Source organism: Rhodococcus sp. NPDC003383 (genome assembly GCF_053589115.1).
The window spans coordinates 114,447-132,486 of record NZ_JBSFRG010000007.1; the positions used below are offsets into that span (position 1 = coordinate 114,447).

14 protein-coding genes are annotated in these 18,040 nt (G+C 71.0%); 8 read left to right on the plus strand and 6 right to left on the minus strand.

Translation table 11 applies throughout. The features are described 5' to 3' along the window. Nucleotides 1-21 precede the first annotated feature (21 nt). Together ACWDTS_RS09135 and ACWDTS_RS09140 are read left to right on the plus strand one after the other, a co-directional pair. Nucleotides 22-1,446 (plus strand): aldehyde dehydrogenase family protein, encoded by a 1,425-nt coding sequence (locus ACWDTS_RS09135; RefSeq protein WP_450109833.1) that lies wholly within the window; start codon nt 22-24, stop codon nt 1,444-1,446. 194 nt (nt 1,447-1,640) lie between these two features. Further along, nucleotides 1,641-2,141, plus strand: a complete 501-nt coding sequence (locus ACWDTS_RS09140) for a hypothetical protein (protein ID WP_231610578.1) — start codon at nt 1,641-1,643, stop codon at nt 2,139-2,141. On the opposite strand, the gene ACWDTS_RS09145 is transcribed toward ACWDTS_RS09140, so the two are convergent. After that, complete coding sequence (locus tag ACWDTS_RS09145; RefSeq protein ID WP_450109834.1) at nt 2,122-2,688, minus strand: NADPH-dependent FMN reductase; 567 nt, start codon at nt 2,686-2,688, stop codon at nt 2,122-2,124. The genes ACWDTS_RS09140 and ACWDTS_RS09145 overlap by 20 nt on opposite strands. Nucleotides 2,689-2,892: 204 nt before the next feature. On the opposite strand from ACWDTS_RS09145, the gene ACWDTS_RS09150 reads away from it, so the two are divergent. After that, complete coding sequence (locus tag ACWDTS_RS09150) at nt 2,893-3,690, plus strand: SDR family NAD(P)-dependent oxidoreductase (RefSeq protein ID WP_450109835.1); 798 nt, start codon at nt 2,893-2,895, stop codon at nt 3,688-3,690. Between the two features lie 80 nt (nt 3,691-3,770). Here the strand turns inward: ACWDTS_RS09150 and ACWDTS_RS09155 are convergent, their stop codons facing one another. Then, entirely contained in the window at nt 3,771-4,091 is a 321-nt protein-coding gene (locus ACWDTS_RS09155; RefSeq protein ID WP_197252378.1) for a chorismate mutase, read from the minus strand. 366 nt (nt 4,092-4,457) lie between these two features. On the opposite strand from ACWDTS_RS09155, the gene ACWDTS_RS09160 reads away from it, so the two are divergent. Together ACWDTS_RS09160 and ACWDTS_RS09165 are read left to right on the plus strand one after the other, a co-directional pair. After that, nucleotides 4,458-5,333 carry a hypothetical protein gene (locus ACWDTS_RS09160; RefSeq protein WP_248675698.1) on the plus strand — a complete coding sequence of 292 codons (876 nt, stop codon included), beginning with the start codon at nt 4,458-4,460 and terminating at the stop codon, nt 5,331-5,333. A 129-nt stretch (nt 5,334-5,462) separates the two neighbouring features. Continuing rightward, a complete protein-coding gene (locus ACWDTS_RS09165) occupies nt 5,463-6,647 on the plus strand; it encodes a thiolase family protein (RefSeq protein ID WP_450118015.1) in 1,185 nt (394 codons plus the stop codon). 49 nt (nt 6,648-6,696) lie between these two features. On the opposite strand, the gene ACWDTS_RS09170 is transcribed toward ACWDTS_RS09165, so the two are convergent. From ACWDTS_RS09170 to ACWDTS_RS09185, 4 genes are all read right to left on the minus strand, one after another. Beyond that, nucleotides 6,697-8,253: a long-chain-fatty-acid--CoA ligase gene (locus ACWDTS_RS09170; protein ID WP_450109837.1), complete on the minus strand. Its 1,557-nt coding sequence runs from the start codon at nt 8,251-8,253 to the stop codon at nt 6,697-6,699. Between the two features lie 146 nt (nt 8,254-8,399). Then, nucleotides 8,400-12,545: a TIGR02680 family protein gene (locus ACWDTS_RS09175; protein WP_450118016.1), complete on the minus strand. Its 4,146-nt coding sequence runs from the start codon at nt 12,543-12,545 to the stop codon at nt 8,400-8,402. Continuing rightward, complete coding sequence (locus ACWDTS_RS09180; protein ID WP_450118017.1) at nt 12,542-13,687, minus strand: TIGR02678 family protein; 1,146 nt, start codon at nt 13,685-13,687, stop codon at nt 12,542-12,544. Before ACWDTS_RS09180 ends, ACWDTS_RS09175 begins: the two co-directional genes overlap by 4 nt. Continuing rightward, the gene (locus ACWDTS_RS09185; protein WP_197252373.1) at nt 13,684-15,126 is read right to left on the minus strand and encodes a DUF2397 domain-containing protein; all 1,443 of its coding nucleotides are present in this window, start codon (nt 15,124-15,126) and stop codon (nt 13,684-13,686) included. Before ACWDTS_RS09185 ends, ACWDTS_RS09180 begins: the two co-directional genes overlap by 4 nt. Nucleotides 15,127-15,296: 170 nt before the next feature. On the opposite strand from ACWDTS_RS09185, the gene ACWDTS_RS09190 reads away from it, so the two are divergent. From ACWDTS_RS09190 to ACWDTS_RS09200, 3 genes are all read left to right on the plus strand, one after another. Then, nucleotides 15,297-16,022 (plus strand): IclR family transcriptional regulator, encoded by a 726-nt coding sequence (locus ACWDTS_RS09190; RefSeq protein WP_450109839.1) that lies wholly within the window; start codon nt 15,297-15,299, stop codon nt 16,020-16,022. A 128-nt stretch (nt 16,023-16,150) separates the two neighbouring features. Next, complete coding sequence (locus tag ACWDTS_RS09195) at nt 16,151-17,095, plus strand: TauD/TfdA dioxygenase family protein (protein ID WP_197252371.1); 945 nt, start codon at nt 16,151-16,153, stop codon at nt 17,093-17,095. A gap of 4 nt (nt 17,096-17,099) precedes the next feature. Beyond that, complete coding sequence (locus tag ACWDTS_RS09200; protein ID WP_197252370.1) at nt 17,100-18,032, plus strand: TauD/TfdA dioxygenase family protein; 933 nt, start codon at nt 17,100-17,102, stop codon at nt 18,030-18,032. Nucleotides 18,033-18,040: the final 8 nt, after the last annotated feature.

Here is an 18,040-nt window from a genome sequence, read left to right on the forward strand (position 1 = left end):
GTGCTGCAGAGAGGGAATCGCATGACCGACGTACTCGACCGCACCAAGATCTACATCGACGGGGCCTGGGTGGACTCGGACGGCACCGACCGCATCGAGGTGATCGACCCCGCGAGCGAGGAAGTCATCGCCGTCGTCGCGGAGGGCACCGCCTCCGACGTCGACCGCGCCACCGCCGCGGCGCGCGCCGCGTTCCCCGCCTGGTCGGCGCTGTCCGGCGCCGAACGCAGCGCCTACCTCGGCAAGGTCGCCGCCCTCGCCGCCGACCGCGCCGGGGAACTGACCGAACTCGTCTCCCGCGACATGGGCATGCCGCTCAAGCTCGCGGCGGCCGTCCAGATCGGGATGCCGCTGAGCAACATCGCCGCCTACGCCACGCTCGCCGGTGAATACGACTTCGACGACCGGGAGATCGGGAACGCCCTCGTCGTGCGCGAGCCCGTCGGTGTCGTCGGCGCCATCACCCCGTGGAACTACCCGCTGCACCAGGTCGTGCTCAAGGTGTTCGCCGCGCTCGCCGCCGGTTGCACCGTCGTCCTCAAGCCCACCGAGGTCGCGCCGCTCGTCACGTACGCGCTCGTCGACATCTGCGACGAGGCCGGCCTGCCGCCGGGCGTGTTCAACCTCGTCAGCGGCTACGGACCGGTCGTCGGCGAAGCCATCGCCGCACACCCGGACATCGACATGGTCTCGTTCACCGGCTCCACCCGCGCCGGGAAGCGCGTCGCCGCGGTCGCCGCCGACACGGTCAAGAAGGTCGCGCTCGAACTCGGCGGCAAGTCCGCGAACATCATCCTCGACGACGCCGATCTCGCCACCGCCGTCACCGAGGGCGTCTCCAAGTGCTTCCTCAACTCCGGGCAGACCTGCACCGCCCTGACCCGCATGCTCGTGCCCGCCGACCGCCTCGACGAGGCCAGCGAGCTCGCCGCGAAGGTCGCGCAGGCCTACACCGTCGGGCATCCCTCGGATCCGGGGTCCAAGCTCGGCCCGCTGGTCAACGCCACCCAGCTCGCGCGGGTCCGGTCCTACATCGACAAGGGTGTGGAGGAAGGCGCCGACCTGGTCCTCGACGGTCGCGAGACCGGCCTGACCACCGGGTACTTCGTCGGCCCGACCGTGTTCGGCAAGGTCACCGAGGACATGACCATCGCCCGCGAGGAGATCTTCGGGCCGGTCCTGTCGATCATCGGCTACCGCGACGAGGACGACGCCGTGCGCATCGCCAACAAGAGCGAATACGGGCTGTCCGGCGGCGTCTGGTCCGCAGATCCCGCCCGTGCCGAACGAGTGGCCCGCCGGATGCGCACCGGCCAGGTGTACGTCAACGGCGGCGCGTTCAACACCGAAGCGCCGTTCGGCGGCTACAAGCAGTCCGGCCTCGGCCGTGAAGCGGGCGTCTTCGGGCTCGAGGAGTTCCTCGAGATCAAGTCGATCCTGCGCTGATCCTGCGCTGATCCTGCGCTGGTACGCACAGGTCACCCGGCCCGACGGTCCGTGTACGGAAATATCTGTGCACCGACCGTCGGGTCGGGTTTTCTCGCGTAGTGCCCGTTCGCGACACGCGTAGGCGACTACGCGTGACATTCCTCACTCGCGGGACGATGGTCGTAGTAGAGACGCGAGGAAGAAGTAGAGCCATGTACCAGCCGGCGGCAGAAACGACCATTGCGAGCAGCAGCGGTGAACGCGGCCGAGGCAACGGCACCCTCGAGGGCCTGACCCTGACCGTGGACCGGGAGCGGATCGCCGGGCTGCGCGAAGTCCTCGAAAGCAAACTTCCCGACCTGGCGCCGTGCGCGCGGCTCCTCGCGGGGGACGCGGCACCGGAGATCCTCGACCGGGCGGTCGCGCGGGCCGTCGCGACGTGGCGCGGGCCCGTCGGACCGGAACTGTGCGCGTACGTGCTGAGCTGGTTCGTCTATCTGCAGCGTCCGCGCAAGGCCCCTCGGGTCGCCGGCGAGAGCCCGCGCGGTGACGTGCTGTTCGCGACGCTGCCGCCGGCCGAGCAGCTGGCGATCGTGCTGGCCGCCTACGAGGAGCTACCCGCCGATCGGATCGCCGCGGTCGTCGGCCGCGTCCTGGCGGAGTTCGAACTCGAGAAGGTCGCGCCGCTCGACCCTAACGCGGGAGCACGGTGAGGACCCGCACGATGTGGTCCCGGAACTCGGACATGTAGTTGCGCAGGAACGTCTCCGTCGATTCGTTGCTGATGCTGCCGTCGTCGCCGAACACGTCGGGTGTGTAGTGGATGTACGCCTCGGGGGCGGTCATCAGCCGGGCGTTGCAGAACGCCATCACCCCGCGCAGGCTCTGCTGGCCGACCGCGGTACCGATGGCGCCTATGGACGCGCCGATCAGTGCGGTCGGCACATGATCGAAGGAATTCTGGCCCCACGGCCGCGACGCCCAGTCGATCGCGTTCTTCAGCGCGCCCGGAATGGACCGGTTGTACTCGGGAGAGACGAACAGCACCGCGTCGACCCCCGCGATCGCTTCCTTCAGTGCCGTGCCCTCCGGCGGAAAGTCGGCGTCGTAGTCCGGGCTGTAGAGGGGCAGGTCCTTGATGGGGATCTCGACGAACTCGAGATCGTCCGGTGCCAACCGGATCAGGGCCTTCGACAGCGTCCGGTTGATGGACCGCGACGAGAGACTTCCGACGAAATAGCCGACGGTGTAGGTGGTCATGGGGAAGCGTCCTTCCAGGCTCGGGCAACCCGACGGGGAACTCCGCCCGAGTATCCGCCGATCGTGGTGCCGCCACGGCCCTTTCGGCCGATTCCGGCCGGTCGGCCCACCCGACTTTCGGTCACCGTGACGGCAAACGGTGGCGGTGACCCGGCGGCGGGCTAGCGTCGAGAGGGAACCAACCGGCATTTCGTGAGGAGCACCATGGATCTCGGCCTCGAAGGCAAGCGCGCGATCGTCACCGGAGGCAGCCGCGGTATCGGCTACGCGATCGCCCGAGCACTGGCGACCGAAGGGGCCGACGTCGTGATCGCCGCGCGCACCGCCCACGACCTCGAAATCGCCGCGAAGGCACTCGCCGACGAAACCGGGCGGCGGGTCGTCGGGGTGCCCACCGACACGGGCGACCAGGACTCGGTGGACGCTCTCGTGGCGCGCACCGTCGAGGAGTTCGGCGGCGTGGACATCCTGGTCAACTCGGCCGCCACCCCGTGGAGTGCCAACGCCCCGACCGATTTTGCCGCGACCACCGACGATGTGGTTCGCCGCGAGGTCGAGATCAAGGTACTCGGCTACCTGCGGACCGCGCGGGCCGTCGCGCCGCACCTGATCGACCAGGGCTGGGGCCGCATCATCAACATCAGCGGCCTCGGGGCACGGGCGGCCAACTCGATCGCGCAGACCGTCCGGAACGTCAGCGTCGCCGCGCTGACGAAGAACCTGGCGGACGAACTCGGACCGCACGGCATCAACGTGACGGTCGTGCATCCGGGCCGGACCCGGACCGAGCGGCTCGTCGCACAGGTCGCCGCACGATCCCAGGAGACCGGGATTCCGGTCGAGGAACTCGAACGTGAACTCGCCCAGAACTCGCTGCACCGGCTGATCGACGCGAGCGAGGTCGCCGATGTGGTTGCGTTCCTGGCCTCCCCGCGCAGCGTCGGCATCACCGGCGACGCCGTCGCCGTCGGCGGCGGCGTACCCGGAGCGGTCTACTACTGATCCGACCGCGCTCGGACACGAGAACGGCGAAGCCCCCGCACCGAATCGGTGCGGGGGCTTCGTTCGCCCGTGGGCTGAGGTCAGGAAGCCAGGCGCGTACGGCCGAGACGCAGCAGCGTCAGCGCGAGGGTGTTGCCGTCCTTGCCGAGCTCGGTGAAGCGGTCCAGGACCTGCATCTCGTGGTTCTGGGCCTCACGCGAATGGCCGGTGGCCTTCGCCGCAACCCCGATCAACTGAGACAGCTCGCAGCGCCGCTTGATCACCTCGAGAATCTGGGCATCGAGTTCCTGGATCTCGTCGAACAGATGAGCCAGTTCGACATCGGCCGAAACGAGCTCGACCTCGGTCGAAGCGGCCTGCTCGGCGGTTTCGATGCCAGGCGAATCAAGCTGGACAGTCATGCAGATTCCTCCGGTCTCGTCTGAATCGTCACAGATTGTGTCGTGTCGATCGCCGAAGGTGTTACTCATCCGTACACAAAATTCCGCGTGTTGGTACGACGCCATCCGATTCCCCCCGGTGAAACTTGGTCTGAGCAGCATGAATACGGCAACTGACTCTCGAGTATGGTGATGATCACACTGGTGCTCGAGATGTTTGTGTGCATTATCCAGGTCAGTGGGACTACTTTGGCGGTTTCTCGACCAAATGTCCAGTTCCAAGCGTGTCTACCCGTCTGGAACGCCGCGCTGCGGTAGCGTTCGCGCCCAAACCGGCACCGGCCGGGGGCGGCGGGGTCCCCTGGCGCTTCCGGAAGGGGAATCGCAGTGGGACCGGCGTTCACAGGGCGCGACGACGAACCGGAATCCGCGCCGTACGCCCCACCTCTGGAGCGACCCCCGGAATGGCCCGCCGACTCGTTCAACCGCCGGGTCGCCCTCGCGATCGGGTTCGCAGCCGTCTTCTTCGTCCTGGCGCTGTGGCGCGCCGGCACCGCGGCCGCCGAGTCGGGTGCGGTGACGCGGTTCTTCCTCGTCCTCGCGGCCCTCATGGGACTGACCGCCCTGTTCGGCTACACCTACTGGCGACCGCAGCGCGGAGCACCCGGTGTGCGGTTCGTGCCGGCCGGCGTCGCCGGGACCACCGAGGTGCGCTCGCGACGATCGGTGTTCGGGTTGCTCGTCGCGATGGTGGGATGTGCCGCCGCGCTCGCCGTCGGCGCCGCCGTCGAAATCTTCGTGTTCAGCAGCGGATTCCCGTGGGTGAGTCCCGTGCTCGCGCTGCTGGGCGTTCCGTGCGTGGCGTTCGTCGTCGAGGTCCTGCTCGGCCACATCCGCTCCGGTTCCCTGCTTCTGGGACCGGACGGGGTCCGGCAACGCGGCTGGACCGTGGAGTCCTATCTGCCGTGGGTGTCGGTGGCCGGGGTGCGCGCCGACCATCACGGCTACCCGGAATCGTGGGTGCTCGGCACCCCCACCGCGGCGTGGGCCAGGCGCCGCACCAGCCGCATCTTCCGCCTGGACCGGATGCCCGGGGAACCGATGATCGAAGTGGACTCGCGGCGGTTCGACATCGACCCCGTCCTGCTCCACCGGGTGCTCGAGTTCTATGCCCGCTTCCCCGAGATGCGGCGCGAGCTGGGCTCGCCACGGGCGGTGGAACGGATCCTGCGGCAGGACCTGAACGATCCTCACCAGCACTGATCGGTTCGTCGAGTGAATACGAACGGGGAGGGGGTATTCCGATCGCCGTCGCGCGGGTAACTTGGATTACATGCGGTACTGGCACTGGGTGCCAGACGTAGTGAACGCTTCGAGCAGATGGGACAGGAAATGACCACACCGGAACCGATCGTCGTCGTCGAAGGGGCACGGACCCCGGTCGGCAGCTTCGGTGGCGTCTTCAAGGACGTACCGGCGCACGAACTCGGCGCCACCGCCGTCAAGGCCGCCCTCGAACGGGCGGGTGTGGCAGCCGAGGACATCGACGAGGTCGTCATGGGCTGCATCGGCCAGGTCGGCCCCGATGCCTACAACGCCCGCCGCGTGTCCCTCGCGGCCGGCATCCCGCAGTCGGTCCCCGCCTACACCGTCAACCGCCTGTGCGGCTCCGGCCTGCAGGCCATCTGGTCGGCCGCGATGCAGATGCGCTGGGGCGGCGTCGACCTCGCGGTCGCAGGCGGTGACGAGAACATGTCGCGCATGCCGTTCTACGACTACTCCGCGCGGGCCGGCTACAAGCTGGGCAACCACACCCTCGTCGACGGCACTGTCGGCATGCTCACCGACCCGTTCCACAACATCCACATGGGTGTGACCGCCGAGAACGTCGCACGCAAGTACGGCATCACCCGGGAGCAGCAGGACGAGTTCGCCGTCGAATCGCAGCGTCGCGCCGCCGAACCCGCCGCCCAGAAGGCGTTCGCCGAGGAGATCACCCCGGTCGAGATCGGCGGCCGCAAGCCCGTCACCGTCACCACCGACGAACACCCCAAGCCCGAGACCACCATGGAGACGCTCGCCAAGCTGCGCGCGGCCTTCGAGAAGGACGGCACCGTCACCGCCGGCAATGCGTCGGGCATCAACGACGGTGCCGGCGCGGTCGTGCTGGCCCGGCAGTCGGTGGCCGAGGAGAAGGGCCTGCGGGGCCTGGTCACCCTCGAGTCCGTCGCGACCGCCGCGATGGAACCGGAACTGATGGGCTACGCCCCGGTGCTGGCGCTGAAGAAGCTGTTCGAGCAGACCGGCACCACGCCGTCCGACATCGACACGATCGAGCTGAACGAGGCGTTCGCGTCGCAGGCGGTCGCCGTGATCCGCGACGCCGGACTCGATCCCGAGAAGACGAACCCGTACGGCGGTGCGATCGCGCTCGGCCACCCGGTCGGCGCGACCGGTGGCATCCTCACCGTCCGTGTCGCCAAGGATCTGGTGCGCCGCGACCTCGAGCTCGGCATCGTCACGATGTGCATCGGTGGCGGCCAGGCGCTGGCGGCGCTGTTCCGTCGCATCGGCTGACGAACGGGTGCGGTGGGAGCGCCGGTGCGCTCCCACCGCGAACCGCGGCTCAGATGCTGCGCGGCCGATCCGCCCAGTAGGGCTCACGCAGCGAGCGCTTGAGGATCTTGCCGGTCGGATTGCGCGGCAGCGCATCGACGATGTCGATGCTGGTGGGGCACTTGAACTTTGCGAGATGTTCGCGGGTGTAGTCGATGAGCTCGCTCTCCTTGACGGTGCTGTCCGGGGTCGGGACCACGACGGCCTTGACGGTTTCACCCCACTTCGGGTCCGGCACGCCGATCACGGCGACCTCCGCGACCTCGGGATGTTCGACGAGTACCCGCTCCACCTCGGGGCAGTACACGTTCTCCCCACCGGTGATGATCATGTCCTTGAGCCGGTCCTCGATGTAGACGAAACCGCCGTCGTCGACGCGACCCATGTCTCCGCTGCGCAACCAACCGTCGACGATCGCCTCCTTCGTCGCCTCCGGGCGGTGCCAATAGCCCGGGGTGGTCTGTTCCGACCGCCACCACAGTTCCCCGACCGCACCGGGTGCGACGTCGGTGAGCGTGGCCGGGTCGACGATGCGCATCTCCACCCCGGGCAGCGGGGTGCCCGCCGACGCCATACGCGCGACCTGCGCCTCGTCGCGGTGCACCTCCGGCAGCAGCGCGGTGATCACCCCGGCGAGTTCGGTCATCCCGTACACCTGGACGAACTCGGTGTCCGGCCACGCCGCCAGGGCCGCGCGCAGCAGCGGCAGCGGCATGGGGGCGGCGCCATAGGTGATGCGGGTGAGCCGGGAGAACGCCGCGATCGCCTTCTCGCCGGCGGCGAGCACCCCCGCGATCACCGGCGGCACCAGGAACGCGATGTTCGCGCCCTCCGCGAGCCCGCGGAACAGCGACGGCGCATCCGCCTCGCGGGTGAAGACGCAGCGGCGCCCCGCGTGAATGCCCATCGCCGCGTAGCAGGTGCCGCCCACATGGAACAGCGGCATCGCCACCAGCAGGCAGTCGTCGTCGGTGAACGGCAGCACCGACATCACCGCCTCGGCGTGCGCGGCGAGGTTCCGGTGGGTCAGCTGCACACCCTTCGGGTGACCGGTGGTGCCGGAACTGTAGAGCAGCAGCGCCGTGTCGTCCGCGGAGACCTGCGGCAGCACCGACGGCGGCTCGGAGCGCGCGATCAGCGGTTCGAACTCGTCGTCGTCCCCGCCGACCACCAGAATCTGCGGGGCCGCGGTGAGACGGTCCCGGATGGCGTCGATCTGCTCGACGAATTCGTTGCCCACGAACAGGATTCGGGGTTTCGCGTCGTCGAGTACGTAGACGAGTTCGTCGCCGGCGAGCCGGAAATTGGGAATCGCGGTGGCTGCGCCGAGCGCGGACGCGGCATACGTGACCTCGATGCAGGCGAGGTTGTTCTTGTCCACGAACGCCACGGTGTCGCCGGGGCCGACCCCGGCGTCGGCGAGGGCGCCGGCGAGGCGCGTCAGCCGCTCGTGCCACTGCGACCAGGTGTGGCTGCGGTCGAGATACCGCACGGCCTCGGCATCGGGCGTGGTGCGCGCCCAGTGCGCGACACGTTCGATCAGGGTGGGTCGGGTCGACTCGGACATCCGAAGAGCCTCCTTCTCGCCTGCGGCGCCGTGGGGGGCGAGCGCCGCGACATAGCCCAGAGGCTATAGAGGGCCGGTGCCGCCGTCCCGGGAATCGACGGACCCGCTGCCCGACCCGGATGCCCCGCGGTCGCGGGGAAGGGGGCTCAGTCCAGCGGGCGCAGGTGCCGGTTGTGGCCGTCCCAGTGCACGTGGGTGGTCACCGCCGAGCTGTCCTCGAGGCGCCGCACCTCGTAGATGTCGAGGGCGGGAACCTGTGGCACACAACCCCACAGGGCGTGCCCGGTCATGACGAAGTCGATGTCGAGCCGGACCAGCAGACCCATCAGTTCGCCGATGGTCGGATCGTCGATCTTGGCGAACGCGTCGTCGAGCAGCACCAGCCGCAGCGCGCGGTCCACGTCCGGCAGGCTCGACAGATAGCCGTCGGCCGCGGCGAACAGCGTCACATACGACACGAACCGGGTCTCGCCCTGGGAGATCTTGGCGCGCTTGGAGATCCGCCGCTCCTGATCGGGTTCCGGACCCAGGATCGTCACGTCGACGGTGTGCCAGTTCCGGTAGTCCAGCGCCTGCGCGAGGTGCGCGGCGTACCCGGCGGACGGATCCGTCGTGTGCGAGGCCTCGACGCGCCGGCGCAACAGGTCGATCAGTTCCGACCCGTTGCCCGGCCCGGTCGGATCCGCCAGCAGCGCGGTGATGCGGGCGATCTCGTCGTCGCCGCGGTTGGGCACCCACCCGATGCGCACCCCGATGCCGTGGCTGGTGCGGCTCCCCGACAGGCTCGCGTTCATCGCGTCGACGAGTTCACCGGCGCGTTCGATGCGGCGCCGCAACTCGTCGGCGACCCCGCCGAGCACGAACCCGGTGAACACGTCCCGTTCCCGCTGGGTGAGCGCGCGCCTGCCCTCGTCGACCCGGGCAGTCACGTGCTCGAGGACCTCCGTCGGGGTGCCGTCGGCCCCCGCCCCCGAGATCCGGACCACGTGCACGCCGTCGTCGACCGTGTGCTCGACGTCGAGCTGCCCGGACACCGCCCGCGCGAGCTGCTGCAGCGCCGCGAGGACCCGGTTCTGACCGGCCGCCTTGACGGCGGGCAGTGCCGCGCGCACCGCGTCGGCGACCGCACGCACCGTGTCCGGATCGTCGGTGTGGGCCAGCGGGTCGACCTGCACGTCCGTGGCGGCGGCGATCGACGGCAGCTGCAACCGCGCGGACAGCGTGGCGGCCGCGGCCGCGAGTTCCTCCCGGTCGCGGACCAGACGCTCACGGATCGCCGAACAGCGTTCGCGCACCTGCGCGACGTCCTTGCCGAGCTGTTCCCGGTGCGCCTGCGTGCGGCGGCACTGTTCCTCGGTGCGGGCCTGCTCGGTGACGGAGCTGGACAGTTCGGCCTCGAGCTCCGCGACGCTCATCGCGACGGCTTCGTGCTGCGCCGCCACCACGGCGGCCTTGCCGTGCCACTCGTGCCAGCGGGCCTCGGCGACCGCCTCGGCCTCGACGCGCCGCGCGCCGCTGTCGGCGAACCGGTGGACGGCGCGGCTGTGCCGGTCGCGGCTCGCGCGCACGTCGTCGAGGCCGCGGGCGAGGTCGACGCATGCGCGCCCGGCGTCGGCGCACGCCTCGACGACCGCTTCGAGGGCCGCGACGTCGGACGGCATCTCGAAGTGCGCGCACGTGGCGCGGTGGGTGTCGAGGTCGGCGGACCAGCGGGCCCGTAGCTCGGCGGCCCGGTCGCGCGCCGCGACCGCCGCCTCCGCGCTGCGCCTCGCGCGCGCCTCGTGCTCGCGGGTCCGGATGCGGGCCTCGCGCAGCGCGATCGACCGCGGTGCCGTCGGCAGGTGGGTGTCGAGGTCGCGCCGGTCCTGTTCGAGAGCGCGGCGGCGCTCGGCGCGCTGCGCGGCGGCGACCTCGACGGCGGCGAGCTCCGCGGCGATCTCGTCGAGACGCTCGGCGTGGCGGCCGGGTGCGTCGGGGTCGCCGGGGTGGTGGCCGCCGATGAACCGGGCTTCGTCGGCGGTGTGCCGTCCGCGCAGCACCCCGTTGTGCCAGCGCCCGTCGCGGGACACCGACGCGATCGCGCCGGCGTCCTCGAAGCCGATCGCGGCGAGCACCGTCGCGATCGCCGTCTCCGGCACCGGGGCGGTGGGGGAGGGGACGAGCACCGTCGACAGCGGATTCCGCGGCGGTTCGTTGCGGGGCGAGACGAGGACCTGGCCGGACTGGGCGCGCAGGCGGCCGTCGCCGTCGACGGTGGCGGTGAGGAGACCGGCGGCGAGCAGTGCCGCTTCCACCCCGGCCCGGTCGTCCACGCCGAGACTGTCGGCGAATTCGACTGCGCGCCACAGGGGTACACCGTCGTTCTCGCGTCGCCACGGGGCGTCCCCGGGTGCCTGCTGCCGGTCCGCTTCGAGGGTCTTGCGTTCCTCGAGCAGCGCCGTGCGGATGGCATCGGCGTCGTGGTCGGCGAGTTCGAGTGCGGCGAGTTCGGCGGCGATGCCGTCGCGTGCGGCGCGGGCGGCGGTATCGGGGAGCCGGTCGAGTTCGGTCAGCGCCGCGTCGGCGTCCGCGCCGCCGGTGCCGGTGAGCGCCTCGAGATCCGTGGCGAGCACCTGCAGGAGTTCGGGCCCGTCCTGTTCGACCGTGGGCAGCAACCGCACGGTGCGGGGATCGGTGATCCAGGCCCGCCAGCGCCGGTTGAGGTCGATGGCGGCGTCGTCCCGGACCCGGGTCGACTCGGCGAGCTCGGCGCGGTCGCGTTCGGCCTCCCCGGCGGTCCGTTCGGCGTCCGCCTCGGCGGCGTGGACGGTGCGTTCGGCGGCCTCCAGGCGGCGGGCCTCCTCGAGCCGCCGCCCGGCACGGTCGCTGCGGCGCTGCGCGGCGATCGCCGCGTCGTGCGCGGCGTCGCGCGCCGATTCGAGGTCGTCGGGCCGCAACTGCAGGTCCGCGACGGCCGGACGCACCTGCGCGGCCGGCACGGTGTCGCGGTCGGTGCGGACCGGTTCCATGCGCGGCGGGGCGGTGTCGACGTGCAGCAGCAGTTCGGTGGGGAGGGCGGTGTGCGGCATCGACGCCGCGCCCAGGCGTGCCTTCGCCTCGGCGAGCAGCTCGGCCGAGCAGGACACCGCGGCGGTGAGCTCGTCGACGTGCTCGGCCGCGACGTCGGCGTCGACCTGTTCGTGGTGCCTGGCCCGGGCCGCACTGTCGAGTGCCTGTTCCGCGGCGTCGGCGAGGGCGGCGACGGTGGCGCGGCGCTGCGCGAGATCGTCCGCGTCCCGGAACAGCGGGCGCGACTCGAGGCCCCGGACGGCGCGTTCGAGTTCGTCGAGCTGGTCGCGACGTTCCCGCAGGCGGGTGTCGGCGGCGGCGGACTGGGCTTCCAGATCGGCGGCGTCGGCGTCGGCCTCGGCGAGTTCCGCCGTCGTCGTCGCCACCCGGTCGGCGGCGTGCGCCGCGGCGTCGGCGGCCTCGCGCAGCACGTGCGTCGCGTAGCGACGGTACACCTCGTGGAACTGTTCGAGATGTTCCCGTGTCTCTTCGAGATGTTCCTGGGCGGTGCGGGTTTCGGTGAGCCCGTCGAGACGGTCGCCGGCGGTGGTGAGCAGGTTCTCGCTCAGCGGCGGCAGCGCGTCGGACAGGATCTGCGGCAGTCGTCCCTCGTCGATGCGGTTGCCCACGTCGGGGGAGCGCAGTGTGTGCAGCAGCTGCAGCAGGCCGGTGTACCGGTCGCGTCCGGATTCGCCGCGCAGACCGAAGACTTCGGCGCGGACGGTGTCGCGGTGCTCCTCGGGGCTGCGGGTGACGCGGTCGGCGCCGACGGCGGCGATCAGGTCGTCGCGCGAGAGCGGCATCCGATGCTCGTCCACCAACGTCAGATCGTGGCCGACACGCAGGCCTGTGGTGAACAGGTGCACCTCGCTGCGATGCGCGGCCGCGCTGTAGCGGATGTGCGCGCCGATCGTGAAATATTCGTCGGGGCAGGCGAGTTCGATCCACAGATAGCCGACGCGGTTGTCCTGGTCGCCGGCGCCGGTGCGCATGAGTTCGTCGAGGTTCACCTTCCCGGCACCGGTCGCGTCCATGCGTTTGCGGTCGCCGTCGAGCAGATACGGCAACAGCATCTCGAGCGCGCGGGACTTGCCGGAACCGTTGGTGCCGCGCAGGATCAGCCGACCGCCCGAGAGCGTGAACTCGGTGTCCAGGTAGTGCCAGACGTTGACGATGCCGGCGCGCGAGAGCCGCCACCGCCGGGGATGGTGGGCCGGAGCGATCGAGGCGGAGGGTCGGGTCATGGCGCGGGTCTTTCGGTGTCCGTGTATGTTTCGGTGTCAGGTCGTTCGGCGGCGGTGGGGCGGTAGCGGGCGGCCGGGGCGTGCAGCACGAGTCCGCCGCCGTCCGGATGGGCCAGGTGCAGGTCGGACAGCAGATCCGTGATCTCGCGCCGCAGGGTGTCCGGGTCGCGCACGTACCGGGCCCGCCAGTCCCGCGCGTGGGTGGACACCAGGCTCGCGATCGCGGCGTCGACCGCGGCCGCGGAGATCACCAGATCCGCGCCCGGGGTCGGTTCGTGCTCCTCGATCAGCGACGAGATGAGAAGCAGTGCGGCCTGTTTCAGGGTTCCCGGCCCGGGGAACGACAGATCGGTGAGGGTGCCGTCCGCGTCGTACGCGAGGGCACCTTCGGTGCGGACCTCGAGGGTGAGCCCGAAATCCTCGTCGAGCCGGTGCGCCAGTTCGACCCGGTCACGGTGCAGTTCGTCGAGCTCGTCCGGGGCGAGGTCGTCGCGTGCGACGACCGGATCCTCGACGAGCCTGCGGTACAACCGCACCCGCGCCGGGACCGGCGGACCGCCGGCGTCCGGCGCCGGTGCGAGCACGTGGGCCAGCAGCGGGCGGTGCACGTCCAGCACCCCGTCCTCGCCGTCCCCGGCAGCCCACCGGTCGACGATCCCGGCGTCGTCGGTCAGCACACCCCAGTCCTGCAACGCCCGCAGCGCCGCCACCAGTTGCCGCCGGTCCGCGACCGGATCGGACCCGGCGATACCGAGCGCGGTGGCGTCCGCGTGGACCTGCTCGGCCAGTGCGGAGACGAGCACGTGATCGCCGATGCCCGGAGCGAGAAGGGCCGCGCACACCAGCGCCAGGTGGGCGTAGGTCGCGGCGCCGAACGGTTCGCCGCCGTCGCGCAGCAGCGGCCGCGGCGGTGTGCCCGGGGCCGGGGCGGCCTTGACCAGGCGCGCGAACGTCGGTTCCACGACGAGGGTGTAGCCGAGGCGGCTCGCGAACATCGTGCGCAACGCGGTCGCGTGCCGCCGGACCAGCGCCAGGGCGTCCGGGTCGCGGCCCGCGGTGAGAATCGGCTGCTGCAGCAGGGTGCGCGCCGCGTCGCGGCGTCCCGTCGCGTCCTGCGCGGCGGTACCGGTGCCGGTCGTCACAGGGCACTCACCTGCCACGAATCCACGGCGGTCGCGCGCAGCAGCACAGCGTGCACCGTCAGATCACCGTCCGGGCCGTGCACCACGGTGTCCGGTCCCGGCGCGGCGTGCAGGCACAACCCGAGGTCGCTGTCCTGCACCCGCACCGCGGTGTCCAGGGTGCGGTGCTGCGCGAGCAGCGCCGCGAGACGATCGAGCAGCAGTTCGCGTGCCGCGGCGGACACGGTCGCGCCGTGCAGGTCGCCGGCGGCGACCAGTTCGGCCGCGGCGGCACGGCGCGCCTCGGTGTCGGCGTGGGCGAGGGCCGCGATCCGCCTGCGGTCCGGCGTCGGGTCCGGCACGCGGGCGCTGTGGCCGCGGGGAGACCGGTCCCCGCGTTCCCGCAGCGACACCGGCACCGGTACCGGATCGGCGTCCCACCACGAGGTGCCCGGCCCGATCCGCGGGTCCGGCTCGTCGGGGCCGAGCAGCAGGTGCCGGCTCGGGTAGGCGGCGAAGTTCGCGGCGAACAACCGGTGCGCCTGCGCATCCGAGGATTCCGCGAACCGTCCGGCCAGCGTCAGCAGATCGGCACGCCGTGAGCCGCCCGCGCCGGTGGGCGCGAGCCGTCGTCGGGTGTGACCGAGCAACCGGCCCAGCGCCTGCCCGGCCGCCTCCCGCAACTGCTTCGGCCCGGCATCCGCGGCGTACCAGGCGGCGAGCTCCTCCCAGTCACCGCGGGTGCGGCCCGCGGGCCGCGCGACCGGGATACCGTCCGGAACGGGCGGGCCGGGAAGTGCCGCGAGCAGCGGATCGAGCCGGGGGATCAGCGCGTCCAGACGCGCCGCGATGACCGGGGTGTGCCGGGCGACGTCGCCGTCGAGCAGATCGACGTATTCGAGCAGCAACGTCTTGAGCCGGCCGAACTCGTCCCCGGACAGATCGAACCGGGCCAGCACGTCCGCGAGATACGCGTAGAAGTCGGCGATGCTGTCGGTGAACGTCCGATGGTGCGTGAACACGCTGGTGACGAGACCGGACACCGCCTCCGGGTCGGTGCGGGCCGTCCCCGGCGCGTCCGCGAGGCCGGCGAGATCCTCGGCGATCAGACCGAGCACCTCGCGGGCCACCTCGCGGGCACCGTCGCGCGCGGTCAGGACGGCGGTCGCCTCGCGATGCACCCGGCCGCCGAAGACGGACACCCGGAACCGATCCCGATCGGTGTCCGTGTCGACCCCCGCCGGCCGGGTCGCCGTCAGGTTGCCCCACTCGACGAGGCGGCGGCAGCGTTGCTCGACGACCTGCGCGGTCAACGGCCTACCCGGGATGCGGTCGGCGATCTCGGCGGCGGACAGATCGGAGGCGAGCGTGTCGCAGAGACACGCGACGATCGCGAGATAGTCGTCGGCGTCGTCGTCGGCGAGGTGGCGGAACAGATCGCGGCGGCGGTTTTCGCCCATGCCGTGCCTACCTCCCCACCCACGTTCGACGTACGGACAGGCTAACGGGGGACCGAAGACTTGGACCACCCGGTGCGGAAAACCATTGCCGGGGGTCGCGGCCCCGGAGATAGTGCGAACCGGCCGGTGCGACGACGCGCCGGAACGCGCACATCCAGGAGCACCGAGCGATGACACCTAGATCCGGGTCCCAGGCAGTCGAACGCGCGATCGCCGTGCTGGCGTGTTTCGACGGCGGCGACACCGAACTCGGACTCGGTTCGCTGGCCGTGCGCACCGGGCTGCCGGTGAGCACGACGCACCGGATCGTGCAGGCCCTCGTGCGCGGGCGGATGCTCGAACGTGTCCCCGGAGGGGACGGCTACCGGGTGGGTCCGGGTCTGTTCTCGCTGGCAGTGCCGCCGCTGATGCGGCTCGGCGTCGAGCACTGGGCGCCGGATCTGTACGCGCTGGCCGCGGACATCGACCTCGCCGCGAGCCTGGGGGTCGCGCGGTCCGGCGAGGTGCTGTCGGTATTCTCGGCCCGGCCCCCGTCCGGTGGCTGCGACGGACAGATCCCGCCCGCCGGCGAGGGTATCGACGACAGCGTGATGGGCCGCGCGATCCTGGCGTTCGGTCCCGCGCGGCCCCGATCCCCGGCGCTGGCCGCCGAACTCGAACTCGTCCGCCGCCGCGGATACGCCGTCGAGGTCCGGAACGAACGGTCCTCGGTGCTGGCGCTGGCGGTGCCGGTGTTCGGCAGCGACCGGCGGCCGTGGGGTGCGGTCGGTGTCCAGGCGGGACGCCGGCGTCTCACCGACCGTGCCGTCGGTGACGTGGTGTCCGCCATGCAGCGCGCCGCCGCCCGTATCGGCCGCCGGGTGCCTCCGGTCAGTGCCGAAAATTATTCCGGCTGAGTCTTTTTCGCATCGTGAAAAGCGGGTTCCGCCGGTGCTTCCCGGAGGGCACGGTGGTGACAGGCACCGGATTCCGGTCCGAACCACCGATCGATTCCACAGCATCGATTCCACAGTGAGGGAAACCCATGACACTCGCACCCGACACGCCTGCCGCCGCGGCCGGCACGTTCACGGTCACCCCGGTCGCCGGGCACATCGGCGCCGACGTGAGCGGTCTCGACCTGCGAAACCCGCTCGCGGACAACATCGCCGAGCAACTGCGCGCGGCTCTGCACGAATACAAGGTGCTGTTCTTCCACGGCCAGGAGATCGACCACGCGCAGCAGATCGCGTTCTCGCGCAACTTCGGCACCGTGACCCCGTCGCATCCGTACGACGACGAGGCGCCGGAAGGTTTCCCGGAGATCCTCGCCGTGGACAGCCGCAAGTACGAAAAGCGTTTCGGTCGTAAGAAGTACAGCTACGACAACCAGTGGCACACCGACGTCACCGCGGTCGTCAACCCGCCGGCCGTGACGCTGCTGCGCTCCGGGGAGGTCCCGGTGCGCGGGGGTGACACGACCTGGGCGAACCTCGTCGCCGCGTACAACGGCCTGCCCGAATCGCTGCAGCGGCTGGTCGACGGATTGCGCGCCGAACACCGCTTCGGTGGCCGCCGCCCGCAGTGGTCCGCGGACAGCGACTACGCCCGCCGTGTGCAGGAGAACCCGCTGGTGTCCGAACATCCCGTCGTGCGGGTGCATCCGGTGACCGGCGAACGGGCCCTGTTCGTGCAGCCCGGCTTCACCGCCCGGATCGTCGGCCTGTCCCCGTCGCAGAGCGACCGCCTGCTCGATCTGCTGTTCGAGGAGGTCACCAACCCCGCCTACACGGTGCGTTTCCGCTGGCGGCCGGGTTCGCTCGCGGTGTGGGACAACCGCGCCACCGCCCACCTGGCACCGACCGACCTCGACCATCTCGACGTCACCCGGGTGCTGTACCGCACCACCATCGAAGGCGACGTCCCGGTCGGCCCGGACGGCCGCGAGTCGGTCGCCCTCGCCGGTGACGCCTTCCGCGGACAGGAGTAGGACCATGACTGCCATCGCAGAACGCGCCACCGAGCCGACGGTCGCGCCGATCGCCGGATACCTCGGTGCGGAGGTCACCGGGGTGGACCTGAGCGGCGAACTCGACGCCGCGACCGTCGCGCAGCTGCGCGAGGCGCTGCTCGACCACAAGGTGCTGTTCTTCCGGAACCAGCCGCTCGACCACGCCCAGCAGATCCGGTTCACGCAGTACTTCGGCCGGGTCACCCCCGCGCACCCGTACAACTACGATCCCGACTCGCAGTTCCCGGAGATCCTCGAGGTCGACAGCCGCAAGTACGCAGCGCGGGCCGGGACGAAGAAGTACTCGTACGCGAACTTCTGGCATTCGGACATCTCGGCGCTGGTGAACCCGCCGGCGATCACGTTCCTGCGGTCCGAGCTGGTACCGGACGTCGGCGGCGACACCACCTGGACCGACCTGGGCGCGGCATACGCCAACCTGCCCGAGTCGCTCAAGGCGTTCCTCGACGGTCTGCGCGCCGAGCACCGCTTCGGCGGCCGGGTACCGCGGTGGGCGGCCGGCAGCGAGTCGGAACAGCACGTCGTCACCGAGCCGTACGTGACCGAACACCCGGTCGTGCGGGTGCATCCGGAAACCGGGCAGCGGGGGCTGTTCGTCACGCCCGGGTTCACCAGCCGCATCCTCGGGGTGTCGCCGCGCCAGAGCGACCGGCTGCTCGACCTGCTGTTCGAGGAGATCACCAACCCGGCCTACACCGTGCGGGTGCGGTGGGAGAACGACAGCATCGGCGTGTGGGACAACCGGATCACCGCGCACCAGGCGCCCACCGACCTCGACCACCTCGACGTGGTGCGGGTGCTGCACCGCACCACCGTCGAAGGTGACGTGCCGGTGGGACCGGACGGGCAGCGGTCCGTCTCCGTGATCGGCGAGCCCTTCCACGGGCGCGACTGACGAGGAGA

What these genes read in the sequence shown, in the direction of transcription:
- ACWDTS_RS09140 (WP_231610578.1), top strand. Translation starts at nt 1,641, where the DNA reads ATGTACCAGCCGGCGGCAGAAACGACCATTGCGAGCAGCAGCGGTGAA.
- ACWDTS_RS09200 (WP_197252370.1), top strand. Translation starts at nt 17,100, where the DNA reads ATGACTGCCATCGCAGAACGCGCCACCGAGCCGACGGTCGCGCCGATC.
- ACWDTS_RS09175 (WP_450118016.1), bottom strand. Translation starts at nt 12,545, where the DNA reads ATGACCCGACCCTCCGCCTCGATCGCTCCGGCCCACCATCCCCGGCGG.
- ACWDTS_RS09185 (WP_197252373.1), bottom strand. Translation starts at nt 15,126, where the DNA reads ATGGGCGAAAACCGCCGCCGCGATCTGTTCCGCCACCTCGCCGACGAC.
- ACWDTS_RS09155 (WP_197252378.1), bottom strand. Translation starts at nt 4,091, where the DNA reads ATGACTGTCCAGCTTGATTCGCCTGGCATCGAAACCGCCGAGCAGGCC.
- ACWDTS_RS09170 (WP_450109837.1), bottom strand. Translation starts at nt 8,253, where the DNA reads ATGTCCGAGTCGACCCGACCCACCCTGATCGAACGTGTCGCGCACTGG.
- ACWDTS_RS09190 (WP_450109839.1), top strand. Translation starts at nt 15,297, where the DNA reads ATGACACCTAGATCCGGGTCCCAGGCAGTCGAACGCGCGATCGCCGTG.
- ACWDTS_RS09165 (WP_450118015.1), top strand. Translation starts at nt 5,463, where the DNA reads ATGACCACACCGGAACCGATCGTCGTCGTCGAAGGGGCACGGACCCCG.
- ACWDTS_RS09135 (WP_450109833.1), top strand. Translation starts at nt 22, where the DNA reads ATGACCGACGTACTCGACCGCACCAAGATCTACATCGACGGGGCCTGG.
- ACWDTS_RS09195 (WP_197252371.1), top strand. Translation starts at nt 16,151, where the DNA reads ATGACACTCGCACCCGACACGCCTGCCGCCGCGGCCGGCACGTTCACG.
- ACWDTS_RS09150 (WP_450109835.1), top strand. Translation starts at nt 2,893, where the DNA reads ATGGATCTCGGCCTCGAAGGCAAGCGCGCGATCGTCACCGGAGGCAGC.
- ACWDTS_RS09145 (WP_450109834.1), bottom strand. Translation starts at nt 2,688, where the DNA reads ATGACCACCTACACCGTCGGCTATTTCGTCGGAAGTCTCTCGTCGCGG.